Here is a 22,366-nt window from a genome sequence, read left to right as displayed (position 1 = left end):
GCTGTTTTCAGCTTCGTTTTTTGTCTGCAGTAGCTTCATTTCTGTGCTAAGATAAGCTTTGATTGTACAAGAACAATTGGTTACCAATAAAGGAGTACGTCCATGATTTATTTAGATAACAGTGCAACAACACGACCATATAAAGAAGTGTTAGACTTATATACAAAAATTTCGTATGACTACTTCGGCAACCCTTCTTCTTTACATTCGCTAGGGATGGAAGCCGAGCAGGTGATGAATCATGCTAGGAAAAAAATAGCACGATTTTTACAATGCCGAACGGACCAACTTGTTTTTACAAGCGGAGGAACAGAGGCAAATGTACTTGCAATAAGAGGGGTTGTTTCAACGAGTAAACCATCTCACATCATCACAACCACTGTTGAGCATGCATCGGTTTACGAGAATATTCGCCAATTAGAAAAAGAAGGGCATGACGTTACGTATATTCAAGCTGATTCGTTTGGAAGGGTGACAGTTAAGCAAGTGGAAGATGCGATTCAAAAAAATACAACCTTAGTGAGTATTGGGTACGTTCAAGGGGAGCTAGGGACGATTCAGCCAATTGAGGAAATCGCCAAGCTGATTCTTTTGTATCCACGAATTCACCTGCATGTGGATGCCGTTCAAAGTTTGTTGAAAATCCCAATGGACCCTGACATCATTCAATCCATCGATTTTATGACGTTGTCTGCTCATAAAATTCACGGAACGAAAGGGATAGGTGTTTTGTACGCACGAAATCCTTCTGTGCTGACAGCATTTATGCGTGGTGGAAATCAAGAACAAGCATTACGACCAGGAACAGAGCATCTAGCAGGTGCAGCTTGTTTTGCAAAAGCATTGGAAATGGGCGAAACCGATGTATCAAAAAACCACCAACGTTTACAAAGCTTTCGTGACAAGCTTCATAAAGCGCTCGCATCGATTGATGGTGTGTGGATTAATAGCCCGGAGCAAGACGGTGCCCCACATATTCTTAATATGTCGATCCCAAAAATCAAAGCAGAAGTACTTGTACAATCACTTTCGAAAGAAGACATTTACGTATCGACACAATCGGCATGTTCAACGAAGACAGGTGCACCAAGCCGGATCTTACTTGGTGCAGGTCATGATCACGTTCGAGCAGAGACCGCTATTCGGGTAAGTATGTCTTTTCTTACAACAGAGGAAGAAATTACGACGTTCATTGAGACAATGAAACGACTTGTTCCGTCACTTCAGGAGGTATATTAATGAAAATTGATCATATAGTTGTTCGCTACGGAGAGTTAGCGTTAAAAGGGAAAAACCGAAGCCATTTCGAAAAGCTATTACTTGCAAACATTCGAAAAGTGTTAAAGCCGTTTCAAGGCGTTACAGCGAGACGAATTCAAGGTCGAATTATTGTCCATCTGCATGGTGCTGATGAAAAGCCGGTTCAAGAAGCGTTGAAACATGTATTTGGGATTTATTCCTTTAGTTTGGCCATGCACGTTGAAAATGACACAAAAGCGATCCAAGAGGGCGCGTTATATTTTATTGAAAAGCTGCACCCAACAGTGAAAACATTTAAAGTTTCTTCAAGACGGGCGAACAAAGGCTTTCCAGTCAATTCACAAGAATTAAATCATGTGATTGGTGGGCATATTTTGCGCTCCTTAGATGGTAAGATTAAAGTAGATGTGCATAACCCTGATCTTGACTTATCCATTGATGTTCGAGATGCTGGCACGTATATTACAGGAGGAGCAATTGAATCTGCGAAAGGGCTCCCTGTAGGAGCGAGTGGGAAAATTTTGCACATGCTTTCAGGCGGAATTGATTCGCCAGTAGCTGCACATATGTTAATGGGGCGAGGAGCAGAAATTGAGATGCTTCATTTTCATAGTCCGCCTTACACAAATGAACGTGCAAAGCAAAAAGTACTTGATTTAACGAAAGAACTAACAAAATACGGCACAAGTATTAAGGTTCACCTTGTTCCATTTACGGATATTCAAACGCATATTCATAAAGAAGTCCCGTCAAATTATGAAATGACGATTATGAGACGAATGATGTTACGGATTGCAGATGCTTATGCACAAAAAAATGGCATTTTAGCGATCTCAAATGGCGAAAGTTTAGGACAAGTTGCTTCTCAAACGCTACACAGTATGAATACAATCAATGAAGTAACGAATCTTCCTGTTATTCGTCCGCTGATCGCCATTGACAAAGAAACAACGATTGCTTATGCAAAACGAATTGGTACGTACGAAACGTCGATCTTACCTTACGAAGACTGTTGCACGATTTTTCTTCCAACAGATTCAAAAACAAAGCCGAAACGCGAAGGCGCAAATAAATTTGAGCAATATGTAGAGATTGAAAAAAAATGTGAAGAAGCATTAAATGGCATTGAGACTGTTCATATCAATGCTTTTGAAGAGAATTCAGCAATCGAAAACTTATTTTAAAAATTTTCCAGTGAATTTTTGTGTATGTTCTTCCCTCTTTCGCACATTCTAGAAGTACCGAAGGAGGTGAAACAACATGGCAAACACAAATAACTTAGTCGTACCTGGTGTACAACAAGCTCTTGACCAAATGAAATACGAAATCGCTAGCGAATTCGGAGTAAACCTTGGTCCTGATTCAACTGCTCGTGCTAACGGATCTGTAGGTGGTGAAATCACTAAACGTCTAGTAGCTCAAGCTGAGCAACAAATGGGTGGATATCAAAAATAATTTCATAAGATGGCTAGGAGCAGGATTCCCTGCTCCTTTTTCATGTTTTCTTCTGAACACTAATGCTATACTAGTATTGGAATAAAAAGGAGGAGGAAGATGGGGACACTTCTTTATAATGGAACCGTTTTTACGATGGAAGCAGAAGGGAAGACCACTGAAGCTGTCTACATTGAAAATGGGAAGATCGTCGAAGTCGGGTTGTCTAAATCATTAGAAAAGAAATGGGCAGAAACCGCTTCAGAAATGAAAAACCTTAACGGTGCTTTTGTTTATCCAGGCTTTGTTGATAGCCATCTTCATCTTATTGCTCATGGGCAAAAATTACTTAAGTTAGACCTTTCTGAATCGACGAAACAAGAGGCACTCGCCCAATTAAACGATCTAACAGATGAAGAGGAAGAATGGATTGAAGCGCTTGGCTGGAATGAGCATAATGATCCCAACCATGAGCAATTAACTAGCTTAGATTTAAATCAGATTAGTCAAGAGCGTCCTATTTTTGTTATGCGCATTTGCCGACATGCGGCAATTGTCAATCAAACTGTGCTTGATTTAGCTGGCATTGACCGCTATACAAAAGATCCGGTTGGCGGGAGAATTGAGCGAGATGATAATGGAAATCCAAATGGCATTTTGCATGACGCAGCTGTTCATCATGTGCAAAGTCTTATGCCGCCTATGTCAAAAGCTCAAGTGAAAAAAGCGCTCCAAGTTGCAGTTGAAGATTGTTACAGGCACGGGTTAACAGGTGGACATAGTGAAGACCTCCACTACTATAATGGACTTATGGAAACATTGGACATTTATCATGAGGTTGTGCAAGAGGAGAGTCCTTTTCGCGCACATTTGTTAATTCATCATGAAGAACTGGATGCATACGATCAATCTCCATATGTAGGTAAACAAGAACTAACACCATACATAGAATTAGGTACCCTGAAAATCTTTGCCGATGGTGCTTTAGGAGGAAGAACGGCTGCATTAAGCATGCCGTATCATGATGAGCCAAGCACGTCTGGTTTGCTCATTCACACACAATTTGCTCTCAATGATCTTGTACATAAAGCAAGGGAGCGAAATTTAGGCGTTGCGATTCATGTAATTGGGGACCAAGCATTGGATATGTCGTTGCAAGCATTAGAGCAAAACGGACAAACGAATAGGCGTGACCGTCTCATTCATGTACAAGTTGCTCGAAAAGATTTACTTGAACGAATGAAGAAACTGCCTTTAATCGTTGATGTTCAGCCGCATTTTGTGGTATCTGATTTTCCTTGGGTAGAAGATCGACTTGGTAAAGAAAGAATGCCTTATGCATTTGCTTGGAAAACATTATTGCAAGCTTCTATTCCGTGCGCTGGAGGATCGGACGCGCCGATTGAACCTGTTGAACCTTTGAAAGGTATGCATGCAGCTGTTTTCAGAAAAAATGATCAAGGTGTCTACAATGAAAGTGAAGCGCTAACGCCCTATGAAGCCGTCTCTTTATTCACAACAGGGAGTGCTTATGCCATTGGGAGAGAAAAGACAAGAGGGCAAATCAAACCTGGATATGATGCAGACTTGACAATCCTTGATCAAAATCTCTTCACATTGAATGAGAAAGTTTTTGAAGAAGCTCAAGTCTTAGCAACAATCATCAATGGGTATACGGTATTTGAAAAAGGAGGAAGAGAGCGATGAAAGCAAGAAGATGGATTGCGTTAGGAATAGGAGCTTTTGTCCTATTGTTTACGCTAATTACAACGATTACCGTTGCATTTAATACATATTCAGCTCCGGTAATGGGTGGAACGGAACAGACCGTTATAAGTGATGGGGACCCAACTGGGCAAATTGCGTTATTAGAATTAAATGGAGCGATTATTGATTCAGGTGAGCCGGGCATTTTTGATACGGCTGGTGGCTATAATCATGCGGCATTTTTAACGGAACTAGAAACAGCAATGACGGATCGTAGTGTACAAGGCATCATTATTTCCGTCGATTCGCCAGGTGGTGGAATTCTGGAATCAGCAGAAATTCATTCAGCGATTGAAGAAATTCAAGAACAAACGGAGAAACCGATTTATGTGTCAATGGGTGGAATGGCTGCATCTGGAGGCTATTACATTGCAGCACCAACCGATCGGATTTTTGCTACACCGCAAACGTTGACAGGATCAATTGGTGTGATTATGAGTTCAATAAACGTTGCGGAGTTGCTTGATAATATTGGAATCGAAGAACAAGTTTATAAAAGTGGACCGTATAAAGACATCCTTTCACCAACACGAGAGCCATTAGAAGAAGAAGATGAGATTATTCAAGGCATTGTGGATGAATATTATGAAGAATTTGTCGCAATCATTTCTGAAGGGCGTGATATGCCAGAAGATCGTGTCCGTGAATTAGGTGATGGACGAATCTATACGGGACGTCAAGCGTTAGAGGAAGGTCTTGTAGATGAACTTGGATCGCTTGAAGATACGATTACAGCGATGCGTGATGAACTTGGGGCAAATTATCAAGTTGTCTCGAATGAAGCGTTGCCTGGGTTCGGAAATTTATTTGGTTTATCAGTCAAGCAACTCTTTGGGAGTGACACAGAAATTAAACTAGACTTTAATCAACCGAAGCCATACTACATGTACAATCACGAGTGAGGTGGTGAAAAATGGATCAGACAACAGGATCAATTCGAGTAAAACGACATTTACGAAGAGAAGATGACTCCATGAACCCGACGATCAATCATGCTGTGGAGGAAACAGGGTTTGTTCAAAGACGGTATGCAGGGTTTTGGATGCGTTTTTGGGCGTTTCTTTTTGATTTACTAATTTTAACCGGAATAAATGGGGTACTTGTCAATACATGGGCTCCGTTTATTGCGAGTAGTGACTCACGATGGTCGTTCTTCTTTACGGCTTTCTTTGTCCCGAGCGTACTCTATGCGATTTTATTTTTTCTCTACTTCGGGCTAATGACGCGTTTTTTTAGGCAGACACTAGGAAAGATGATTTTTGGCATAGAAGTGATTTCTGCAAAAGGTGACCGATTAACGTGGGGACAACTGTTTTTTAGAGAAGGAGTCGGCCGTTTTTTACATCAAGCGCCGATCTTAGGAAATCTCACATTACTCGCTTATATAGTCGTTGCGTGTACACCAAAAAAGCAAGGCGTGCATGATTTATTTGCAGAAACATACGTGGTGCATGTGGATGAAACCAGCTAAATTTAGCTGGTTTTTTTATATTATTTTGCACATAGTAAAGGGAAGGAGGGAAAATCATGCTTTATTGGGTTTTAACACCACTTAGCATTTTATTCATGTTTATTTTGATTATCCTATTTATTCCAATTAAAATTCATATGCGTTATGCCCATCATCAAAAAGATGATTTATTAACGGTTTATGTTTATTTTTTAAAAATAAAACTTTACACATTAAATGTTCCAATTGTTCAATTTAACGCTTCTACACAAACCGTAACGGTTGAAGAGGACGAAAAAACATTTAACAACGCTTCTAAAAAGAAAAAAAAGTGGGGAGTGGCCGATTTACGAATGCTTCTTAAGAAAGCAAGACGATTTGCTGCTCATTTTCCAAAGATGAAACAGTCATTAAACCGCTTTTTATCAAAATTAACGTTTAAACACGTAACATGGAAAACTGAATTTGGTACAGGAGATGCAGCAACGACGGCTCAAGTAGCAGGCCTTATTTGGACAATAAAAACCTGTTGTCTAGGGTGGATTCAAGCAAAAGTAAGGTGGGATGGTGAACATAAACTAGAGGTAACGCCTCATTTTCAAGCAAAAGGCTATCGCTTATTCCTTTCATGCATAGTGACGTTCACATTGTGGCACGCTATCGTTACAATGCTGTTGTTCTTATTCAGCTATAAAAAAGTTGAGAAGCGTTTTAATCAAGCAACGAGTGCGTAAATGCTTACCAATGATAAAGGAGTATGAGAAGATGGAACATCCGATTCAAGGTTTAATGAAAACCGCGATGGAAAACATTAAAGCAATGGCAGACGTCAATACAATTGTTGGTGATCCAGTTGAGACACCAGATGGAAGTATTATTATGCCTGTCTCAAAAGTAGGCTTCGGTTTTGCTGCTGGAGGAAGCGAGTTTTATACAGAGCATTCAGGAACCTATGCGGAACAAGGTCATCCGTTTGGTGGAGGGAGTGGAGGTGGTGTATCCATTACGCCAATCGCTTTCCTTGTTGTGAATCATAAAGGCGTAAACATGGTCCATTTAGACAGCTCGACTCATTTATACGAACGTTTATTGGATTTGGCACCGCAAGCGTTTGAAAAAATTCAACATATGATGAAGCATGACGATCATACTCATCCAACAGATGATGACCATGAAGAACGACCGTATGAGGATCCAATTGTGTAACTCGTTCACTGAACAATTCTTCCTTCTTAAGAAAATAGATCTTCGTAAGTGCATCACGTCGCTTATGAAGGTCTTTTTATATTTGAAAAACGACCATGCATTATTTTTGCAATAAAAGGAGGAAAAACGTTATGATGAAAAGGATAAAAGGAGTGGATGATTAATGACACAAGTTACGTTTAAGCAAAAGCCTGTCACATTAGTAGGGAATCAAATTCAAGCAGGCGATAAAGCACCAGATTTCCAAGTCGTTGCAAATGATTTGTCCAATGTTTCACTTTCAGATTATAAAGGCAAAGTAAAGTTAATTAGCGTTGTTCCGTCCATTGACACTGGTGTCTGTGATGCACAAACACGTCGTTTCAACGAAGAAGCGGCTAGCTTAGACAACACAGTTGTTTTAACAATCAGTGTTGATTTACCTTTTGCTCAAAAAAGATGGTGTGCAGCAGAAGGAATTGAAAATGTCCAAACTCTATCTGATCATAAAGAGGTTTCGTTCGGACAAGCCTATGGCGTGTTAATCGAGGAATTACGTCTTCTTGCTCGCTCTGTATTCGTTGTAAATGAGCAAGACGAAGTTGTTTATGCACAGTATGTGAGTGAAGTGAGCGAACACCCTGATTATGAAGCAGCATTAAACGCAGTGCGCAACAACTAAATCCGATCAACATGTGCGAAAACAAAAGTCCACTCTAGAGTGGACTTTTCGTGTGTAAATCTGTACAATACGGATCAGTAAAGTGAGAACATAAAGGGTGAAAAACAATGGAAGAACAATCAAATGTGGCAACATTATATGAGTATTTAAATCATACTGCTCAACTATTAGAGCAAACACTAGAGATCACCTATTTAGACGCTTTAGCAGAAGCCGGGGATAATTTATTTGAGAAAGGTGTTATTCAGCCAGTTTCTCAAGATAAACAAGCCCAACTACTTGCGTTGATGGAGCCTGTTAAAGAGATTTCTTTTTCAAAAGAAGAGATTCGCAAGGCCTTTCAACTTGCGGTTATTAAAGGGATGAAAGGGGTTGTTCAGCCTCATCACTCTATGACGCCTGATGCTGTGAGTTTGTTTATGAGTTACCTCGTTAATAAACTTCAAGGTACAGATAAAAAAGGAGATGTTTTGGACCTTGCCGTTGGTTCAGGGAACTTACTTTTCTCAATCTGCAATCATGGAGAAGATCGAATCGGACAAGCATACGGATTTGAAGTGGACGAAACGCTACTGAAAAATGCATTTGCTAGTGCAAATTTACAACAGCATGAAATTCAGCTTTTCCACCAAGACAGCCTTCAGTTAAAGGTTCCTAACGTGGATCTTGTTGTTGCTGATCTTCCTGTTGGCTATTATCCAAAAGATGATGTGGCCAGCGGATTTGAATTAAAAGCGGAAACAGGTCATGCTTACATCCATCATTTAATGATTGAGCAAGGAATTCGTGCGTTGCATGATGAAGGGTTTGGCGTACTGCTCGTACCAAATTTCTTGTTTGAAAGTGATCAAGCTGAAAAGCTCCATGCGTATTTAAAAGAACATGCGGTTATTTTAGGCTTGCTACAGCTTCCTTCTTCAATGTTCTCCAATGCTCAGCAGCAAAAGAGCATTTTAATGATTCAAAAGAAAGGGAAGAACATGCATAAGCCACAGCAAGCACTTCTAGCAGAGCTGCCATCATTCTCCAATGCAAAAGCGATGCAGGACATGATGAGCAGTATTAATAACTGGTTTAAGGAACAGCTAGGTCGGTAAACCTGGAGGGTATCATGAGGTTCATGGTATCCTTTTTTTCTTTGAAATGAAATGTATGAATTGGTGGTATATTTCAACTACTACAATGTATGCGCTTTACCAATTTTGACCGCTTGAAATGCGTGTTTGAGAATGCTTAAATGATAGAGATGGCTTTAGATAAAAGGAGTGCAAGAAAACATGGCTACAATTATGGCAATTAACGCAGGGAGTTCATCCCTTAAATTTCAACTACTTTCCATGCCTGAAGAGACAATCATTACAAAAGGGCTTGTAGAGCGTATCGGATTAAAAGATTCTGTTTTTGCAATCGAAAAAAATGGCGAAAAGCACGAAACAACGTCTGACATTGAAGATCACTCAGAAGCAGTGAAAATGTTGCTTGATAAACTAACAAGCTTAAACATTATTTCTTCTTTAGATGAAATCGAAGGCATTGGGCACCGTGTTGTTCATGGTGGAGAAAAGTTTAATGACTCGGTTTTAATCACAGATGATTTGTTAGCTGGAATTGAAGAAGTATCTGAACTAGCGCCACTGCATAATCCAGCAAACATTACAGGAATTAAAGCATTTAAAGAAGTATTACCAAACGTTCCATCTGTTGCGGTATTTGATACAGCATTCCACCAAACGATGCCAGAGCACGCGTATTTATACAGCTTGCCTTATGAGTATTATACCGAGTACGGCATCCGTAAGTATGGTTTCCACGGGACATCACACAAATATGTGTCTGAGCGCGCGGCAGAAATGCTTGATCAACCAATCGAAGACTTAAAGATGGTCTCTTGCCACTTAGGAAACGGTGCAAGTATTGCTGCCATTGAAGGCGGAAAATCAATTGATACGTCAATGGGCTTTACCCCTCTAGCTGGTGTGACAATGGGTACACGTTCTGGAGATATTGATCCTGCGCTTATTCCATTTATTATGGACAAAACAGGTCAATCTGTAGAAGAAGTGATCTCAACGTTAAACAAGCAAAGTGGACTACTTGGCATTACTGGGTTCTCAAGTGATTTACGTGATATTGAAAGTGAAGAAGAAAAAGGAAACGAACGTGCAAAAGTTGCCCTGGATGTCTTTACATCAAGAATTCAAGATTACATTGGTTCTTACGCAACGCGTATGGGAGGCATTGATGTGCTTATTTTCACAGCTGGAATTGGTGAAAACAGTACAGTTGTCCGTGAGCGTGTCTTAAAAGGACTTGAATTTATGGGCATTGATGTTGATCTTTCAAAGAATAATGTACGTGGCAAAGAAACATTCCTGCAAACAGCTGACTCAAAAGTAAAAGTATTAATCGTTCCAACAAACGAAGAAGTGATGATTGCACGAGATACGGTTCGTTTAACGTAAACGGTAGCAAACACCTTGCAACGGTCTTTACAAGCCGAGCAAGGTGTTTTTTTGTGCTTTGCCTTTTAGACACATCTCAGATAAGATAATGAAGGAGGTGTTCACGATGGAAGCGCGTTTTTTTATGATTCGAGAACGTGAGATTAAGCAAGCGTCAAACGGTTCGCTTTATGCAAACTTTATTTTACAGCAGCAACATACCCTCCTTTCTGCTCGTTTATGGGACATTACCGATGACCAGCAGCAAAAATTTTTACCAAAATCTGTTGTGAAAGTAGAAGGGCCGCTCGAGACGTTTCGATCAAAACAAATGTTAACGATTAAAAAAATTCGATTAGCGACAGAAGACGATAACATTAACCGAACCGAGTTAATCTCAAAACCTGGACTATCAAGAGAAGACTTATGGCATGAACTCCGAATGATGATGGATGAGGTCCATTCACCAACCTTGCAGCAAGTTATAAAAGAGGTGTATAGCAATCGCTCCATTCGCGAAAAAGTAACGACATTTCCCGCAGCAAAAACGTATCATCATGCATACTATGCGGGCTTACTCGAACAAATTGTCGAGTTAATGTCATTAGCTTTGCAAGTGCTTCCTTTGTACAAAAACATTGACCGTGATACGGTACTATCAGCGTGCTTATTAGGCGATATCGGCAAAGTTCAAGCTCTTCACGATCCGCTTACACCTGAATATACCCAAGCTGGTGAACTTATTGGTCAAGTCATTTTGAGCATCGAAATGATTAATCAAGCCGTACACCAACAAGGGATTGATCAAACCGACCCACAATTAATGAAAGTTAAACATACAATCCTTGGTCAATATGATCAAACAGAAGAGACGTCCGTTAAACCTAAAACCGCAGAAGCCATTTTGTATTTTTATTTGAAACGTATGAATACGGAATTGCGTGCTTTGGAACAAGTAGAAGAGGGAACGTTTCCTTACGTTCCTATGTTTAAACGAAACATGTATGTAAACTCTAATCATGATGAAGGAGAGAGTGAATAGTGTCTGAGCTTGAACGTTGGCAAGAGGAGCTACGAACGTATGAAAATCGACTGAAAAAACGAGCGAAGAAGGAAAGAAGTGTACATAATGTTGATCATTTGGAGGTATGGACTCAAACTGTCGATCCTTTCGTGATCCAATTTTATGAATGGTTTCAATCAGATAGGTTGCAGCCTTCTTTTCAAACCGGTGTAAAACTAGAGACAACGGATACAGCGGCTGATCGATTAGAAAAAGAACACCTCTTGCAAAAAGACCTAGCGCGTTTACGTTTATTTGGACTCGTACAAGGTGGAAGCAGCATGTATTCGACGACTACACTCCTCACACAAATTCCAGCGATTCTGTACGTATCAAGGAAGGCAATTGATAAAATTAGTTATTTTTATCAGTTTCAACAAGAAGGTGAAACGGCCGAAGCGATTCTGTCGCTACGGTTACTCTTGTATACCTACCTCCCTGATTATGCAAAGTACGAAGAATGGGAGTCTTTAAAAGCCGATAGTTCTCACATCGATGAGTCTGAACCAATGTATCTAGGGAAAGAAGATATTTTATCTGAAACAATCGTTATCCAGATGCTTAAACAAGTGACCCGAATGTATATGTATAAACATATAACCCAGAAGAAGATTCCGTTAAAACGTTTGGTGCTCGGTACCTATCAAGCAACGCTTTCTTACCGCCATATGCAGACTGTTACAGAGGATGCACAAATGTTTTATCGAAAGCGCTGGCTTGCGAACAATCAAGCAAATTTTTAAACAAAAAAATGCCAAAACCTCTTGTCAAATGGAACATTGGCTGTTAAAGTTATGTATATTCATAAGTTGAGAGTTTGGTTTTATGCAACTGGAGTGACAGCTCCGGTTCATTTTTTACCCTTTACTGTATAAAAATAATATAAAAAGAATTTTTATTCATAAATTGGAGGAGATTTTTGTGGCAAACGAAAAAGTAGTATTAGCATATTCTGGTGGATTAGATACATCTGTAGCAGTGAAATGGTTAGCGGATAAAGGCTACGACGTAATTGCAGTCGGTCTTGATGTTGGGGAAGGGAAAGATCTTGAGTTCGTAAAACAAAAAGCATTAACAGTGGGTGCAGTTCAGTCATATACCATCGATGCCAAAAAAGAATTCGCAGAAATGTTTGTGTTACCTGCGCTTCAGGCTCATGCACTTTATGAACAGAAATATCCATTGGTATCTGCGCTCTCTCGTCCGCTAATCTCAAAAAAATTAGTGGAAATTGCCGAACAGACAGGGGCAACAGCTGTTGCTCATGGATGTACAGGAAAAGGAAACGATCAAGTTCGTTTTGAAGTTTCCATTCAAGCACTAAATCCTGATTTAAAAGTACTCGCTCCAGTGCGTGAGTGGGCGTGGTCAAGAGATGAAGAAATTGAATATGCAAAAGCAAATAATATCCCAATTCCAATTGATTTAGACAATCCTTATTCAGTTGACCAAAATTTATGGGGAAGAAGCAATGAATGTGGGATTTTAGAAGACCCGTGGGCGACACCGCCAGAAGGTGCATATGAACTAACGGCTCCTTTAGAAAAAACACCTGATACAGCAGATACGTTAGAAATTCAGTTTGAAAAGGGTGTTCCGGTTGCGATTAATAATCAAGCAATGGCACTAGATGAATTGATTCTATATTTGAATGATGTGGCTGGAAAACATGGTGTCGGACGTATTGATCACGTAGAAAATCGTTTAGTCGGCATTAAATCTCGTGAAGTCTATGAATGTCCAGGAGCAATGACATTGATTCAAGCTCATAAAGAACTTGAGGATTTAACATTGCCGAAAGAATTGGCTCATTTTAAGCCGGTTATTGAAAAGAAATTAACGGAAATTATTTATGAAGGCTTATGGTTCTCAAGCCTCCAGCCGGCACTCCAAGCGTTTCTTAAAGAATCACAACAACATGTTACAGGCGTTGTGCGCGTGAAGCTTTTCAAGGGGCATGCAATTGTGGAAGGTAGAAAATCTCCATATTCTTTATATAATGAAAAACTTGCTACGTATACGCCTGATGATGAGTTCGATCATAATGCAGCAGTCGGCTTTATCTCTTTATGGGGCCTTCCAACGAAAGTGCATAGCATGGTGACGAAAGCAAAAGAGGAGGTCACAACGTGAGTAAGCTATGGGGCGGGAGGTTCACAAAATCTGCTGAGGAGTGGGTCGATGAGTTTGGTGCATCGATTGGGTTCGATAAGCAGTTAGTTTTTGAGGATATTCAAGGCAGCATCGCCCATGTGACGATGCTGGCTGCCTGCGAGATTGTCACAAAAGACGAAGCAGATACGATTCTTAAAGGCTTGCAACGTTTACAGGAAAAAGCCGAAAATGGAACGCTTGCTTACGAAGTGGCACAAGAAGACATTCATTTGAATATCGAAAAACAATTGATCGATGAAATTGGTCCAGTTGGCGGAAAACTTCATACTGGAAGAAGTCGAAATGATCAAGTCGCAACCGATATGCATCTTTATCTTCATAAAGAAACAAAAACGATTATGGAAGCGATTCGTGCCATGCAAGAAGCCCTTGTTAAACAAGCGCAGGAACATGTTGAGACGCTCATTCCGGGGTACACGCACCTCCAGCGAGCTCAACCGGTGTCATTTGCTCATCATCTACTAGCTTATTTTTGGATGCTTGAACGAGACTATAGCCGCTTAGAGGATAGTTTGAAACGTGTAAACCTTTCGCCACTTGGAGCAGGTGCATTGGCAGGGACGACGTTTCCCATTGACCGTCATATGACTGCAGATTTGCTTGGTTTTGATGGGATTTACGAAAACAGTCTAGATGCAGTGAGTGATCGTGATTTTATTCTTGAGTTTTTATCTGCCTCTTCTACGTTAATGATGCATTTGTCACGTTTATGCGAAGAGATGATTTTTTGGTCGTCTCAAGAGTGTCAGTTTATTGAATTAGATGATGCATTTGCAACAGGCTCAAGTATTATGCCACAAAAGAAAAACCCAGATATGGCCGAATTAATTCGTGGGAAAACAGGACGTGTATACGGAAATCTCTTCTCACTGTTAACGACATTAAAAGGGTTACCTCTTGCCTACAATAAGGACATGCAGGAAGATAAAGAAGGCATGTTTGATACGGTGGTCAACGTGAAAGGATCATTGCGTATTTTTTCTGGCATGATTGCGACAATGACCGTAAAAACGAAGAACATGGAAGCAGCGGTGAACCAAGATTTCTCCAATGCAACAGAATTAGCTGACTATTTAGCAACAAAAGGAATGCCGTTCCGAGAAGCCCACGAGGTGGTTGGTAAGCTTGTGCTTACAGCGATTCAGCGCAACGTTTATTTGCTCGATTTAAACATGGATGAGTACAAACAAGCTAGCCCGTTGTTTGATGAAGAGATTTACGATGTCTTACAACCAAAAACCGTTGTCGCACGTCGCAACAGTGCAGGTGGCACTGGTTTTACTCAAGTTGAAGCGGCAATTGAAAAAGCAACTAGCATATTAAACGATTAACGAAGATGCGACTGGATAGGAATGATCCAGCCGTATCTTTTTTTAGAGAAGTAGCGGAAGCGTTACGACACTTTACATCCGTTAAATCGTTAATAGTTTACCTATTTTAAGGAATGCTAAGAAAAAGGAGGCGTTTTAATGGATAAACACGAACAAATAGCAAGCAATCAATCTGGGGAAGACGTGATTCACGATCAAATTCTTGCTTCTTATGAACAAGGTACAATTGACGATCAAACGACTGAACAAAAAAAGAAGAACAACAACGTCACGGAGTAATTCCGTGGCTTTTTTTGTTTGGGTATCGTTAGCTAAAATAAGGTTATGAAAGAAAAAGGAAAGGCTTTATTTTGCGTATTATGTTCAAGGTGGTGTATCTTAAAAAGAGATAACTTAGCAGAGTGATGGTGATTAGTATGCGACATGCAATGATAACAGCTGGGACAAAAGGTCTCGGGTTAAAAGTGACAGAAGCTTTTCTAACAGCAGGCTATCGTGTGACGGTTACTTATTTAAGCGATGAGGAGAGAGCGCAAGCACTGAAGGAAACGTGGGGAGAGAACCGTGTGCACATTGTGCAGGCCGATGTGACGAAGCGGGATGATTGCAAGCAACTTGTTGATGCTGCGCGTTCTTTTGCTGGTCGAATTGATGTCTTTATACATAATGCCGGGCCGTATGTATTTGAAAAGAAAAAACTTATTGATTACAGTGAATCTGAATGGGATGGGATGATTAATGGAAATTTAACGTCTTCATTTCATTTGTTAAAAGAGGTTGTCCCAATTATGCGAGAGCAACAGTTTGGACGTATCGTGTTTTATGGATTTCAAGGTGCAAATAATGCTCCTGGCTGGATTTATCGATCTGCCTATGCAGCAGCAAAAGTTGGATTGGTCTCATTGATGAAAACCATTTCAATTGAAGAAGCAGCATATGGAATCACTGCGAATATGGTATGTCCTGGTAATATTATGGGTGAAATGAAAGAAGCGACAATTGCAGAAGCGCGTCAGCATAGCGATCATAATACGCCAATTGGACGTTCTGGAACAGGTGAAGACATTGCTCGAACGGTCATGTTTTTATGTGAAGATAATGCTGACATGGTGACCGGTACAGTTGTAGAAGTGACAGGAGGAGTCGATGTGATTCATCGCTATCGATGAATAAATTGCTTAAAATGACACACGTTAATAAAAAAGAGGTGTCAGAATGAAAAAGGCGATTCTAGTTTTACTTCTTATCTTACTTTGCTTGCCATTTGACCTTAAAACAGCTGAAGCCGTCTCTGGAAATGAACTGATGGAAGCTTTCTCTATTCGTGTGACGGTTGTAGAAAACGAGGTCGAGTATCAATGGGAATTTGATAATCCTAGCCATTACGAATATGAAAGAGGAACGAAAGTGCTTAAAGGCGACCATGCAAAGGTTCAAGTTGTGAAAATGGTTTCCTTGCTACAGCTAGAGCAAGAGAAAACAACGGAACAATACAAAGAGGTATTGGAAAAATTGTATCCTGCCATGACGAGCTTTGAAATTCGTTGGATGGATGATCAAAGTGAACGATACGTGTGGCGTTGGAAAGAAAACGAAACCAAGGGGAGTGCTCCCCTTGGTTTTATTGCGTTTGACGAACGGGAATGGTCACAAGCGTCTTAGGGAAAATGGTTAAAGTCTCGACACCATCAGCCGTCACAACAACATCGTCTTCAATACGCACACCAGCTACACCAGGAACATATATACCAGGTTCAATGGTAAACGTCATACCTTCTAAAAGAACGTCCGTATTATTTTCACTCATAGAAGGGAATTCGTGAACATCAATGCCAAGCCCGTGTCCTAGTCGGTGAGGAAAGTAGTCGCCGTATCCTGCATCCGTGATGATACGACGAGCTGTTTTATCGAGGTCACCAATGACAAATCCAGGTCGTACAGCCTCGATTGCAGCTTCTTCTGCGTGAAGAACGGTGTGATAAATGTGGACCTGTTCTTCTGATACGTCGCCATAAGCAACGGTACGCGTAATGTCTGAACAATAGCCACCAACGACAACACCTAAATCGAATAGGACAAACTCTCCTTCTTTTAAGGCACGATTTCCTGGTTTGCCATGAGGAGAAGAAGCGTGGTCACCGAATAAAACCGTTGTTTGAAACGACATCTCTCGTATGCCTTGTTTCTTTAGTTCATATTCAATTTCTGCAACAACCTCTAGTTCTGTTATACCTGTATAGAGTGCTTTTGCGCCAAACTCAATCCCAGCATCGGCAAAGGCTGCTGCTTCTTGCAAAATGGCTAACTCATCATCGGATTTAATTAAGCGTCTTTGCATAAGCACATGTTCGCAATCCGCAAATGACGTCGATGCACGTAGTGCTTGCAGTGCTTGAACGCGTGCATACGTCACAGTCCGTTCCTCAACTAATATGGATAAATGGTCACCTAAATCGAGCTTGTCAATACTAGCTGAAATCTTGTCCCACACGTTTTCATGATCTTGATACGTCAACAGGTCACCTTCGTAACCAGCTTCTCGAACGAGTGCTTCTTCCATTTTCGGAACAACGAAAAAGAAGTGGTCTTGAAAAAGAAAGAGTGCCATTAAGCGTTCATGGGGATCGGCACGTAACCCTGTTAAGTAAAATAAATTTTCCTTGCTCGTAATAAAGGCCATGTGGGCGCCTTCTTCTTGTAGATGTTTCTGCATATGTGTCAGATGTGATTGATTCATCGTGTACCGTCCTCCTCTTCTTATTTATTATAAAACATAAAAGTAGGAATGTTTAGGTTAATTGTAAACAGGTTATGTAAAGAAAATAGAACACGAATTTGGAGGGATCAAGAATGGATGTAAGTTTTCATGGACATTCAGTTGTAAAAATTAAAACAAATGGAAAGACCATACTTATTGATCCATTTATTACAGGAAATGGACAAACAGATTTAAATGCGCAAGAAGAAAACCCAGATGTCATTCTTCTTACTCATGGTCATAATGACCATGTAGGAGACACAGTGGAGATTGCAAAGCGTTCGGGAGCGTTAGTTGTTGCTGTTGCGGAGCTTGCCACCTATATGGGTTTCCAAGGCGTTGAATCGGTTCATCCAATGTCAATTGGCGGTTCGTATGAATTTGATTTTGGAACAGTGAAATTCACGCAAGCGTTCCATGGTTCTTCGTATACAGAAGAAGACAATCAAAAAATTGTTTATACCGGAATGCCAGGTGGCATTTTATTTACCGCAGAAGGAAAAACGATTTATCACATGGGCGACACAGCCTTATTTAGTGATTTGAAAATGATAGGTGAACGAAACGACATTGACGTGGCCTTCGTTCCAATGGGCGATAATTTTACAATGGGACCAGACGATGCGGAAACAGCAGTTGAATGGGTCAACCCTAAACTCGCTGTGCCGATTCACTTCAACACTTTCCCGCCAATTAAGCAAGATGCAAAAGCATTTGTCGAGCGTCTTCCAGAAGGAAAAGGGAAATTGTTAGAAGCAGGAGAAGGAATTCAACTATAAGTTGTTTGAAGCTGAACGCAGGATTTTTGCCTGTTTTCAGCTTTTTCTAGTCATGTTTCTGTTCAATAATCATAAAGTAGTAGACAAGGAGGGATACGATGAAACAACGTGGAATCATTTGTCTATTGCTTGCTTGTATTATGGGTGCTTACGCTTTTGAACATTTGCCGTTTAAAGAAGCTGGATTAAGCCAAGTTTTTGCCTTTTCATGGGTGGGATTTTGTCTTCTTGTTGTAATTGGAAATGGACTGGCTGTTCTGAAAGCCCAGCGCCTCGAAAAGAAACAAAAGATGACGGTAAAGGCATCTACTGTAAAAAAGTTAAGACAGTATGGATAAGAAGTTGCTAGGGCACCATGTCAAGTCGTATACTTATAAGAAGTGATAGGGTGAAAGCGTGGTGCCAAAGTGACAAAACATGAACAAATTATTGAATACATTACTCAACTTTCAATCGGAGGGAAGATTTCCGTCCGTCAAATTGCAAAAGCAATGTCGGTAAGTGAAGGGACAGCTTATCGGGCAATTAAAGAAGCAGAATCACAAGGACTCGTTTCAACAATAGAACGAGTTGGTACCATTCGAATAGAGAAAAAAAAGAAAGAAAACATTGAGAAGTTAACATTCGCGGAAGTCGTCAATATCGTGGATGGACAAGTTCTTGGTGGTCGATCAGGGTTACATAAGACATTAAGTCGATTCGTTATTGGCGCCATGAAAACAGAAGCAATGATGCGGTATGTATCACCTGGAAATCTTCTCATTGTCGGAAATCGATATCAAGTCCATAAAATTGCGCTTGAAACAGGAGCAGCTGTGCTCATTACAGGTGGATTTGATACGAGTTCTGACGTCATTAAACTTGCGGATGAATTAGAATTACCTGTTATATCCACATCGTACGATACATTTACAGTCGCTGCAATGATCAATCGAGCTATCTATGATCAGCTGATTAAAAAAGAAATTGTGGTTGTCGACGATATTTTAATTCCATTAGAAAAAACCTATTATTTAACAATAGGTGAGTCTGTACAGCATTGGCAAGAGCTAAACACACAAACAGGTCACAGCCGTTATCCTGTTGTGGACACCACATTAAAAGTTCAAGGGATGGTCGCTGCTAAAGATGTGTTTGATCAATTAAAACAGCAACCTATTGAAAAAGTCATGACTCAAAATCCTATTACTGTAAATGAGAAAACCTCTATCGCTGCGGTTGCTCATATTATGGTATGGCAAGGAATTGAGCTATTGCCAGTAACCGATGGACAACGAAGGCTCATCGGTGTTGTAAGTAGACAAGATGTGTTAAAAGCCATGCAAACGACGCAAAGACAGCCGCATGTGGGCGAAACCTTAGAAGAAATTGTCACAAGCCGAATGGAGCAAGTAACTGAAAACAAACAGGAACCGATCTATCATATTGTGATTAGCCCTCAAATGACGGATCAACTAGGGACTGTTTCATATGGCGTTATGACAACGATAATGATTGAAGGAGCCCGGCGTACGCTACGCATGCATAAGCGTGGTGATATTGTTGTGGAAAATTTAACGCTGTATTTCTTGAAGCCTGTGCAGATCGATACAGAAGTGAAAATCATTCCGCGCTTATTAGAAATAGGGCGGAAGCATGGTAAATTCGATGTGGAAGTGTATCGAGAGGGAGAGATTGTTGGAAAAGCGTTATTAACCGCGCAGTTAATTGAAGGGTAGGACAAAAGAGAGTAGCATATAAGGGTGTGACACTTAAAAAGACGAATGATCCTATTGGAAATTCGTCTTTCATTATGTATCTTTTTTATTTGGCGTGTGTAAAGGCTCTTCTTGATTCTCTTAATGGAGTTGAGCCGTATAGTGTTTGTGTGCGCGTATTCCGTGGTACACATTAATACCACCAACTAAGAGGAAAATACCGCCAACGATTAGTTGAATCGCGGTGAAATCAGATAGGAAAAGCAAAATGATACTGATGGCGAATAAAACGCTCCCTAAAGCAAGTTGTGCCCGTGATTCTAAAATTTTCTTTTCAAGTGAATCGTTTAAACGAAAGGCCTTAATACGGCTGAAAAGATATAATAGAAAAGCTACGATCGCAATGATAACAAGAATTTGATTGATCATACAGATCCCCCTATAAAACATTCTGCTCTTATTGTACAGTTAATAAATACAAAAGACTAGTTCTGATTGAAAGAGGTTATCACATGTTTAAGCATATTATTGAAAAAATTGAGCAGTTCGAAACGGTTATTATTCATCGACACGTTCGTCCAGACCCAGATGCATTAGGATCGCAAATTGGCTTGAAAATAATGATCCAACAAACGTTTCCAGAAAAACACGTTTACGCTGTTGGTGAAGAAGAACCTTCCCTTACCTTTTTAGGGGAAATGGACTCTATTGAAGATAGCTGCTATGAAGGTGCGCTTGTGATTGTATGCGACACAGCGAACACGGCTAGAATTAGCGATGACCGCTATGACAAGGGAGAGGTGCTAATAAAGCTCGATCACCATCCGAACGAAGAACCTTATGGCGATATTGTGCTTGTTGATACAACGGTTAGTTCGACCTCTGAACTCATTGTAGCGTTACAAGAAGATACACCGGTTCTGACGTTAAATGAAGAAGCAGCGTTCTTACTCTATGCTGGAATTGTTGGAGACACAGGGAGATTTCGTTTTCGAAACACGACTGGCGAAACTTTAAAAAGGACGGCTCTTCTATTAGATCAAGGGATTGACACACAGCAATTATTTAATCAGCTTTACCGACGTTCCTTACCCCTTGTCCGATTAGAAGGCTATATTTTACAGCATTTTGAACTATTCGATGACAAAGTAGGGGTCATGCGTTTGCCAAAAGAAACGCTTGAATCATTTCATGTTACGGCGAATGAGTCTTCTTTACTCGTTAATTGTTTCTCTGGCGTTGAAGATATCCAAATGTGGGTCTTTTTTGTGGAAGAGGAAGAAAGCATCCGCGTGCGTTTGCGTTCAAAATCAATTGTTATTAACGAGATTGCCAAGCAACATCACGGTGGAGGTCACCCTGTAGCCGCTGGTGCAACGGCTTACTCTTGGAAAGAAGTAGAAGACATTATTGGGAAGTTAAGAGGACTAGCGAAACAAAACATATAAAAAAGCTTACCGAAGTTATCGATAAGCTAGCGGTTGCTTCTTTGTTCTTCGTCAATGATCTCTACGTCAATCCGAAACTCTGGCAATGCGTAAGTTCGCGTGATTTTTACGGAGTATTGATTGTCGTTTAGTTGATAAACTTTATTTTCAACGGCACTCTCCATCACTTCTGTTAAACTTGCGATTGTTTCAATATTTGTCCCTTGCAAATGTTGAAGTTCTTTGAGAATTTGTTGGCGGAGTTCGTAAACATTTAGTTGACTAAGATGATAACGCTCGGCATTTAAAATCGTAACAGAAACCGTTTGAACGATTAATTGTCGAGCATTTTCTTCGTTTTGAAGCGTTAAATCGTTAAGGAACTGGGCATTTTTTTCTTGAAGTTCTTGAATAATAATGTCTTTCTTTCCAATTTCGCTATAAAGGCGATCGTGCTTTTGGCCATATTCAGCGATAAAGAAAGACCAGCCAATTAAAGCGCCAATCATCATTCCGGAAAAAAAACGGAGCCACCCGCGATGTTTGGAATAATTAGGAACAAACATTAGACAGGATCACCAACGATCCACCTCAGCAGAATGGATCCGGACTGGGCGCCGCAAAAAGCAACGAGTAGCATAGCGAGTGTTCTGTATATATCTTCATGAACACCGCTAAACAAACCACTTTCAATTTTTGTAATGGCGTCAAAGGAACCGCCAATCGCAGCAACGATTGCCCATATTTTTAAACTGTTTGATAAGCTGAATATTTCACTGAGAACAGGCTTTCCAATTAAAAATGCACCAATACCACCAATTAAGGCACCACCAATCATCACACCAAAGGCGATAAAGAAATTCATTACTAAGTGAGCAAGCATTTCTCTCGTTAAAAGCATCATTCTCACCACCTAT

Annotated in this window: 26 protein-coding genes; 22 read left to right on the top strand and 4 right to left on the bottom strand. The window is 40.4% G+C overall.

Annotated features, from left to right (window positions below):
• Positions 1–102 precede the first annotated feature (102 nt).
• The 18 genes from ABC361_RS14170 (at position 103) to ABC361_RS14085 (ending at position 16,450) form a co-directional block, all read left to right on the top strand.
• Entirely contained in the window at positions 103–1,239 is a 1,137-nt protein-coding gene (locus tag ABC361_RS14170) for a cysteine desulfurase family protein (protein ID WP_413074554.1), read from the top strand.
• Positions 1,239–2,444, top strand: a complete 1,206-nt coding sequence (gene thiI, locus ABC361_RS14165) for a tRNA uracil 4-sulfurtransferase ThiI (RefSeq protein WP_413074553.1) — start codon at positions 1,239–1,241, stop codon at positions 2,442–2,444. Before ABC361_RS14170 ends, thiI begins: the two co-directional genes overlap by 1 nt.
• A 76-nt stretch (positions 2,445–2,520) precedes the next feature.
• A complete protein-coding gene (locus tag ABC361_RS14160; protein WP_035393924.1) occupies positions 2,521–2,715 on the top strand; it encodes an alpha/beta-type small acid-soluble spore protein in 195 nt (64 codons plus the stop codon).
• A 99-nt stretch (positions 2,716–2,814) separates the two neighbouring features.
• The gene (locus ABC361_RS14155; protein WP_413074552.1) at positions 2,815–4,401 is read left to right on the top strand and encodes an amidohydrolase; all 1,587 of its coding nucleotides are present in this window, start codon (positions 2,815–2,817) and stop codon (positions 4,399–4,401) included.
• Entirely contained in the window at positions 4,398–5,363 is a 966-nt protein-coding gene (sppA, locus tag ABC361_RS14150) for a signal peptide peptidase SppA (RefSeq protein ID WP_413074551.1), read from the top strand. The genes ABC361_RS14155 and sppA overlap by 4 nt, the downstream gene beginning before the upstream one ends.
• A gap of 11 nt (positions 5,364–5,374) precedes the next feature.
• A complete protein-coding gene (locus ABC361_RS14145) occupies positions 5,375–5,932 on the top strand; it encodes an RDD family protein (RefSeq protein WP_413074550.1) in 558 nt (185 codons plus the stop codon).
• A 56-nt stretch (positions 5,933–5,988) separates the two neighbouring features.
• Entirely contained in the window at positions 5,989–6,645 is a 657-nt protein-coding gene (locus tag ABC361_RS14140) for a DUF2953 domain-containing protein (RefSeq protein WP_413074549.1), read from the top strand.
• 31 nt (positions 6,646–6,676) lie between these two features.
• Entirely contained in the window at positions 6,677–7,117 is a 441-nt protein-coding gene (gene ytfJ, locus ABC361_RS14135; protein WP_413074548.1) for a GerW family sporulation protein, read from the top strand.
• 163 nt (positions 7,118–7,280) lie between these two features.
• Positions 7,281–7,778: a thiol peroxidase gene (gene tpx / locus ABC361_RS14130; protein ID WP_413074547.1), complete on the top strand. Its 498-nt coding sequence runs from the start codon at positions 7,281–7,283 to the stop codon at positions 7,776–7,778.
• Positions 7,779–7,885: 107 nt separating this feature from the next.
• The gene (locus tag ABC361_RS14125) at positions 7,886–8,875 is read left to right on the top strand and encodes a class I SAM-dependent methyltransferase (protein ID WP_413074546.1); all 990 of its coding nucleotides are present in this window, start codon (positions 7,886–7,888) and stop codon (positions 8,873–8,875) included.
• A 180-nt stretch (positions 8,876–9,055) separates the two neighbouring features.
• Positions 9,056–10,240: an acetate kinase gene (locus ABC361_RS14120; RefSeq protein WP_413074545.1), complete on the top strand. Its 1,185-nt coding sequence runs from the start codon at positions 9,056–9,058 to the stop codon at positions 10,238–10,240.
• A gap of 106 nt (positions 10,241–10,346) precedes the next feature.
• Positions 10,347–11,261 (top strand): CMP-binding protein, encoded by a 915-nt coding sequence (locus ABC361_RS14115; RefSeq protein ID WP_413074544.1) that lies wholly within the window; start codon positions 10,347–10,349, stop codon positions 11,259–11,261.
• Positions 11,261–12,025, top strand: coding sequence for an EcsC family protein (locus ABC361_RS14110; RefSeq protein WP_413074543.1), 765 nt, complete (start codon positions 11,261–11,263; stop codon positions 12,023–12,025). Before ABC361_RS14115 ends, ABC361_RS14110 begins: the two co-directional genes overlap by 1 nt.
• A gap of 178 nt (positions 12,026–12,203) precedes the next feature.
• Positions 12,204–13,415: an argininosuccinate synthase gene (locus tag ABC361_RS14105; RefSeq protein ID WP_413074542.1), complete on the top strand. Its 1,212-nt coding sequence runs from the start codon at positions 12,204–12,206 to the stop codon at positions 13,413–13,415.
• Entirely contained in the window at positions 13,412–14,788 is a 1,377-nt protein-coding gene (gene argH / locus ABC361_RS14100; protein WP_413074541.1) for an argininosuccinate lyase, read from the top strand. Before ABC361_RS14105 ends, argH begins: the two co-directional genes overlap by 4 nt.
• A 138-nt stretch (positions 14,789–14,926) precedes the next feature.
• Positions 14,927–15,067 (top strand): hypothetical protein, encoded by a 141-nt coding sequence (locus ABC361_RS14095; protein ID WP_413074540.1) that lies wholly within the window; start codon positions 14,927–14,929, stop codon positions 15,065–15,067.
• Between the two features lie 137 nt (positions 15,068–15,204).
• The gene (locus tag ABC361_RS14090) at positions 15,205–15,957 is read left to right on the top strand and encodes an SDR family oxidoreductase (protein ID WP_413074539.1); all 753 of its coding nucleotides are present in this window, start codon (positions 15,205–15,207) and stop codon (positions 15,955–15,957) included.
• A 46-nt stretch (positions 15,958–16,003) separates the two neighbouring features.
• Complete coding sequence (locus ABC361_RS14085) at positions 16,004–16,450, top strand: hypothetical protein (protein WP_413074538.1); 447 nt, start codon at positions 16,004–16,006, stop codon at positions 16,448–16,450.
• Here the strand turns inward: ABC361_RS14085 and ABC361_RS14080 are convergent.
• Positions 16,410–17,525, bottom strand: coding sequence for a M24 family metallopeptidase (locus ABC361_RS14080; RefSeq protein WP_413074537.1), 1,116 nt, complete (start codon positions 17,523–17,525; stop codon positions 16,410–16,412). The genes ABC361_RS14085 and ABC361_RS14080 overlap by 41 nt on opposite strands.
• 113 nt (positions 17,526–17,638) lie before the next feature.
• Between ABC361_RS14080 and ABC361_RS14075 the strand changes: the two genes are divergently transcribed.
• The 3 genes from ABC361_RS14075 to ABC361_RS14065 all read left to right on the top strand — a co-directional run bounded on the left by ABC361_RS14075 (position 17,639) and on the right by ABC361_RS14065 (position 20,043).
• Positions 17,639–18,325: a metal-dependent hydrolase gene (locus ABC361_RS14075; RefSeq protein WP_099301496.1), complete on the top strand. Its 687-nt coding sequence runs from the start codon at positions 17,639–17,641 to the stop codon at positions 18,323–18,325.
• A gap of 98 nt (positions 18,326–18,423) precedes the next feature.
• Complete coding sequence (locus tag ABC361_RS14070) at positions 18,424–18,663, top strand: hypothetical protein (RefSeq protein ID WP_099301495.1); 240 nt, start codon at positions 18,424–18,426, stop codon at positions 18,661–18,663.
• 69 nt (positions 18,664–18,732) lie between these two features.
• Positions 18,733–20,043 carry a DRTGG domain-containing protein gene (locus tag ABC361_RS14065; protein ID WP_413074536.1) on the top strand — a complete coding sequence of 437 codons (1,311 nt, stop codon included), beginning with the start codon at positions 18,733–18,735 and terminating at the stop codon, positions 20,041–20,043.
• A gap of 120 nt (positions 20,044–20,163) precedes the next feature.
• Here the strand turns inward: ABC361_RS14065 and ABC361_RS14060 are convergent, their stop codons facing one another.
• Entirely contained in the window at positions 20,164–20,451 is a 288-nt protein-coding gene (locus ABC361_RS14060) for a YtpI family protein (protein WP_413074535.1), read from the bottom strand.
• 83 nt (positions 20,452–20,534) lie between these two features.
• Between ABC361_RS14060 and ABC361_RS14055 the strand changes: the two genes are divergently transcribed.
• On the top strand, positions 20,535–21,470 hold the full coding sequence (locus ABC361_RS14055) for a DHH family phosphoesterase (protein WP_413074534.1): 936 nt from the start codon (positions 20,535–20,537) through the stop codon (positions 21,468–21,470).
• Between the two features lie 26 nt (positions 21,471–21,496).
• Here the strand turns inward: ABC361_RS14055 and ytrI are convergent, their stop codons facing one another.
• Positions 21,497–22,015 carry a sporulation membrane protein YtrI gene (ytrI, locus tag ABC361_RS14050; RefSeq protein ID WP_413074533.1) on the bottom strand — a complete coding sequence of 173 codons (519 nt, stop codon included), beginning with the start codon at positions 22,013–22,015 and terminating at the stop codon, positions 21,497–21,499.
• Entirely contained in the window at positions 22,015–22,350 is a 336-nt protein-coding gene (locus ABC361_RS14045; RefSeq protein WP_099302146.1) for a YtrH family sporulation protein, read from the bottom strand. Before ABC361_RS14045 ends, ytrI begins: the two co-directional genes overlap by 1 nt.
• Between the last annotated feature and the right edge of the window lie 16 nt (positions 22,351–22,366).

The sequence above is a fragment of the Shouchella phoenicis genome, from assembly GCF_047238345.1.
GTDB lineage: Bacteria > Bacillota > Bacilli > Bacillales > Bacillaceae_D > Shouchella.
Note: the sequence above shows the minus strand (reverse complement) of the source record. Positions and strands in the feature narration are given on the sequence as shown.

Coding starts and splice junctions, on each gene's coding strand:
- ABC361_RS14170 (WP_413074554.1), top strand. CDS start 103: ATGATTTATTTAGATAACAGTGCAACAACACGACCATATAAAGAAGTG.
- thiI (WP_413074553.1), top strand. CDS start 1,239: ATGAAAATTGATCATATAGTTGTTCGCTACGGAGAGTTAGCGTTAAAA.
- ABC361_RS14160 (WP_035393924.1), top strand. CDS start 2,521: ATGGCAAACACAAATAACTTAGTCGTACCTGGTGTACAACAAGCTCTT.
- ABC361_RS14155 (WP_413074552.1), top strand. CDS start 2,815: ATGGGGACACTTCTTTATAATGGAACCGTTTTTACGATGGAAGCAGAA.
- sppA (WP_413074551.1), top strand. CDS start 4,398: ATGAAAGCAAGAAGATGGATTGCGTTAGGAATAGGAGCTTTTGTCCTA.
- ABC361_RS14145 (WP_413074550.1), top strand. CDS start 5,375: ATGGATCAGACAACAGGATCAATTCGAGTAAAACGACATTTACGAAGA.
- ABC361_RS14140 (WP_413074549.1), top strand. CDS start 5,989: ATGCTTTATTGGGTTTTAACACCACTTAGCATTTTATTCATGTTTATT.
- ytfJ (WP_413074548.1), top strand. CDS start 6,677: ATGGAACATCCGATTCAAGGTTTAATGAAAACCGCGATGGAAAACATT.
- tpx (WP_413074547.1), top strand. CDS start 7,281: ATGACACAAGTTACGTTTAAGCAAAAGCCTGTCACATTAGTAGGGAAT.
- ABC361_RS14125 (WP_413074546.1), top strand. CDS start 7,886: ATGGAAGAACAATCAAATGTGGCAACATTATATGAGTATTTAAATCAT.
- ABC361_RS14120 (WP_413074545.1), top strand. CDS start 9,056: ATGGCTACAATTATGGCAATTAACGCAGGGAGTTCATCCCTTAAATTT.
- ABC361_RS14115 (WP_413074544.1), top strand. CDS start 10,347: ATGGAAGCGCGTTTTTTTATGATTCGAGAACGTGAGATTAAGCAAGCG.
- ABC361_RS14095 (WP_413074540.1), top strand. CDS start 14,927: ATGGATAAACACGAACAAATAGCAAGCAATCAATCTGGGGAAGACGTG.
- ABC361_RS14090 (WP_413074539.1), top strand. CDS start 15,205: ATGCGACATGCAATGATAACAGCTGGGACAAAAGGTCTCGGGTTAAAA.
- ABC361_RS14085 (WP_413074538.1), top strand. CDS start 16,004: ATGAAAAAGGCGATTCTAGTTTTACTTCTTATCTTACTTTGCTTGCCA.
- ABC361_RS14080 (WP_413074537.1), bottom strand. CDS start 17,525: ATGAATCAATCACATCTGACACATATGCAGAAACATCTACAAGAAGAA.
- ABC361_RS14075 (WP_099301496.1), top strand. CDS start 17,639: ATGGATGTAAGTTTTCATGGACATTCAGTTGTAAAAATTAAAACAAAT.
- ABC361_RS14070 (WP_099301495.1), top strand. CDS start 18,424: ATGAAACAACGTGGAATCATTTGTCTATTGCTTGCTTGTATTATGGGT.
- ABC361_RS14060 (WP_413074535.1), bottom strand. CDS start 20,451: ATGATCAATCAAATTCTTGTTATCATTGCGATCGTAGCTTTTCTATTA.
- ABC361_RS14055 (WP_413074534.1), top strand. CDS start 20,535: ATGTTTAAGCATATTATTGAAAAAATTGAGCAGTTCGAAACGGTTATT.
- ytrI (WP_413074533.1), bottom strand. CDS start 22,015: ATGTTTGTTCCTAATTATTCCAAACATCGCGGGTGGCTCCGTTTTTTT.
- ABC361_RS14045 (WP_099302146.1), bottom strand. CDS start 22,350: ATGCTTTTAACGAGAGAAATGCTTGCTCACTTAGTAATGAATTTCTTT.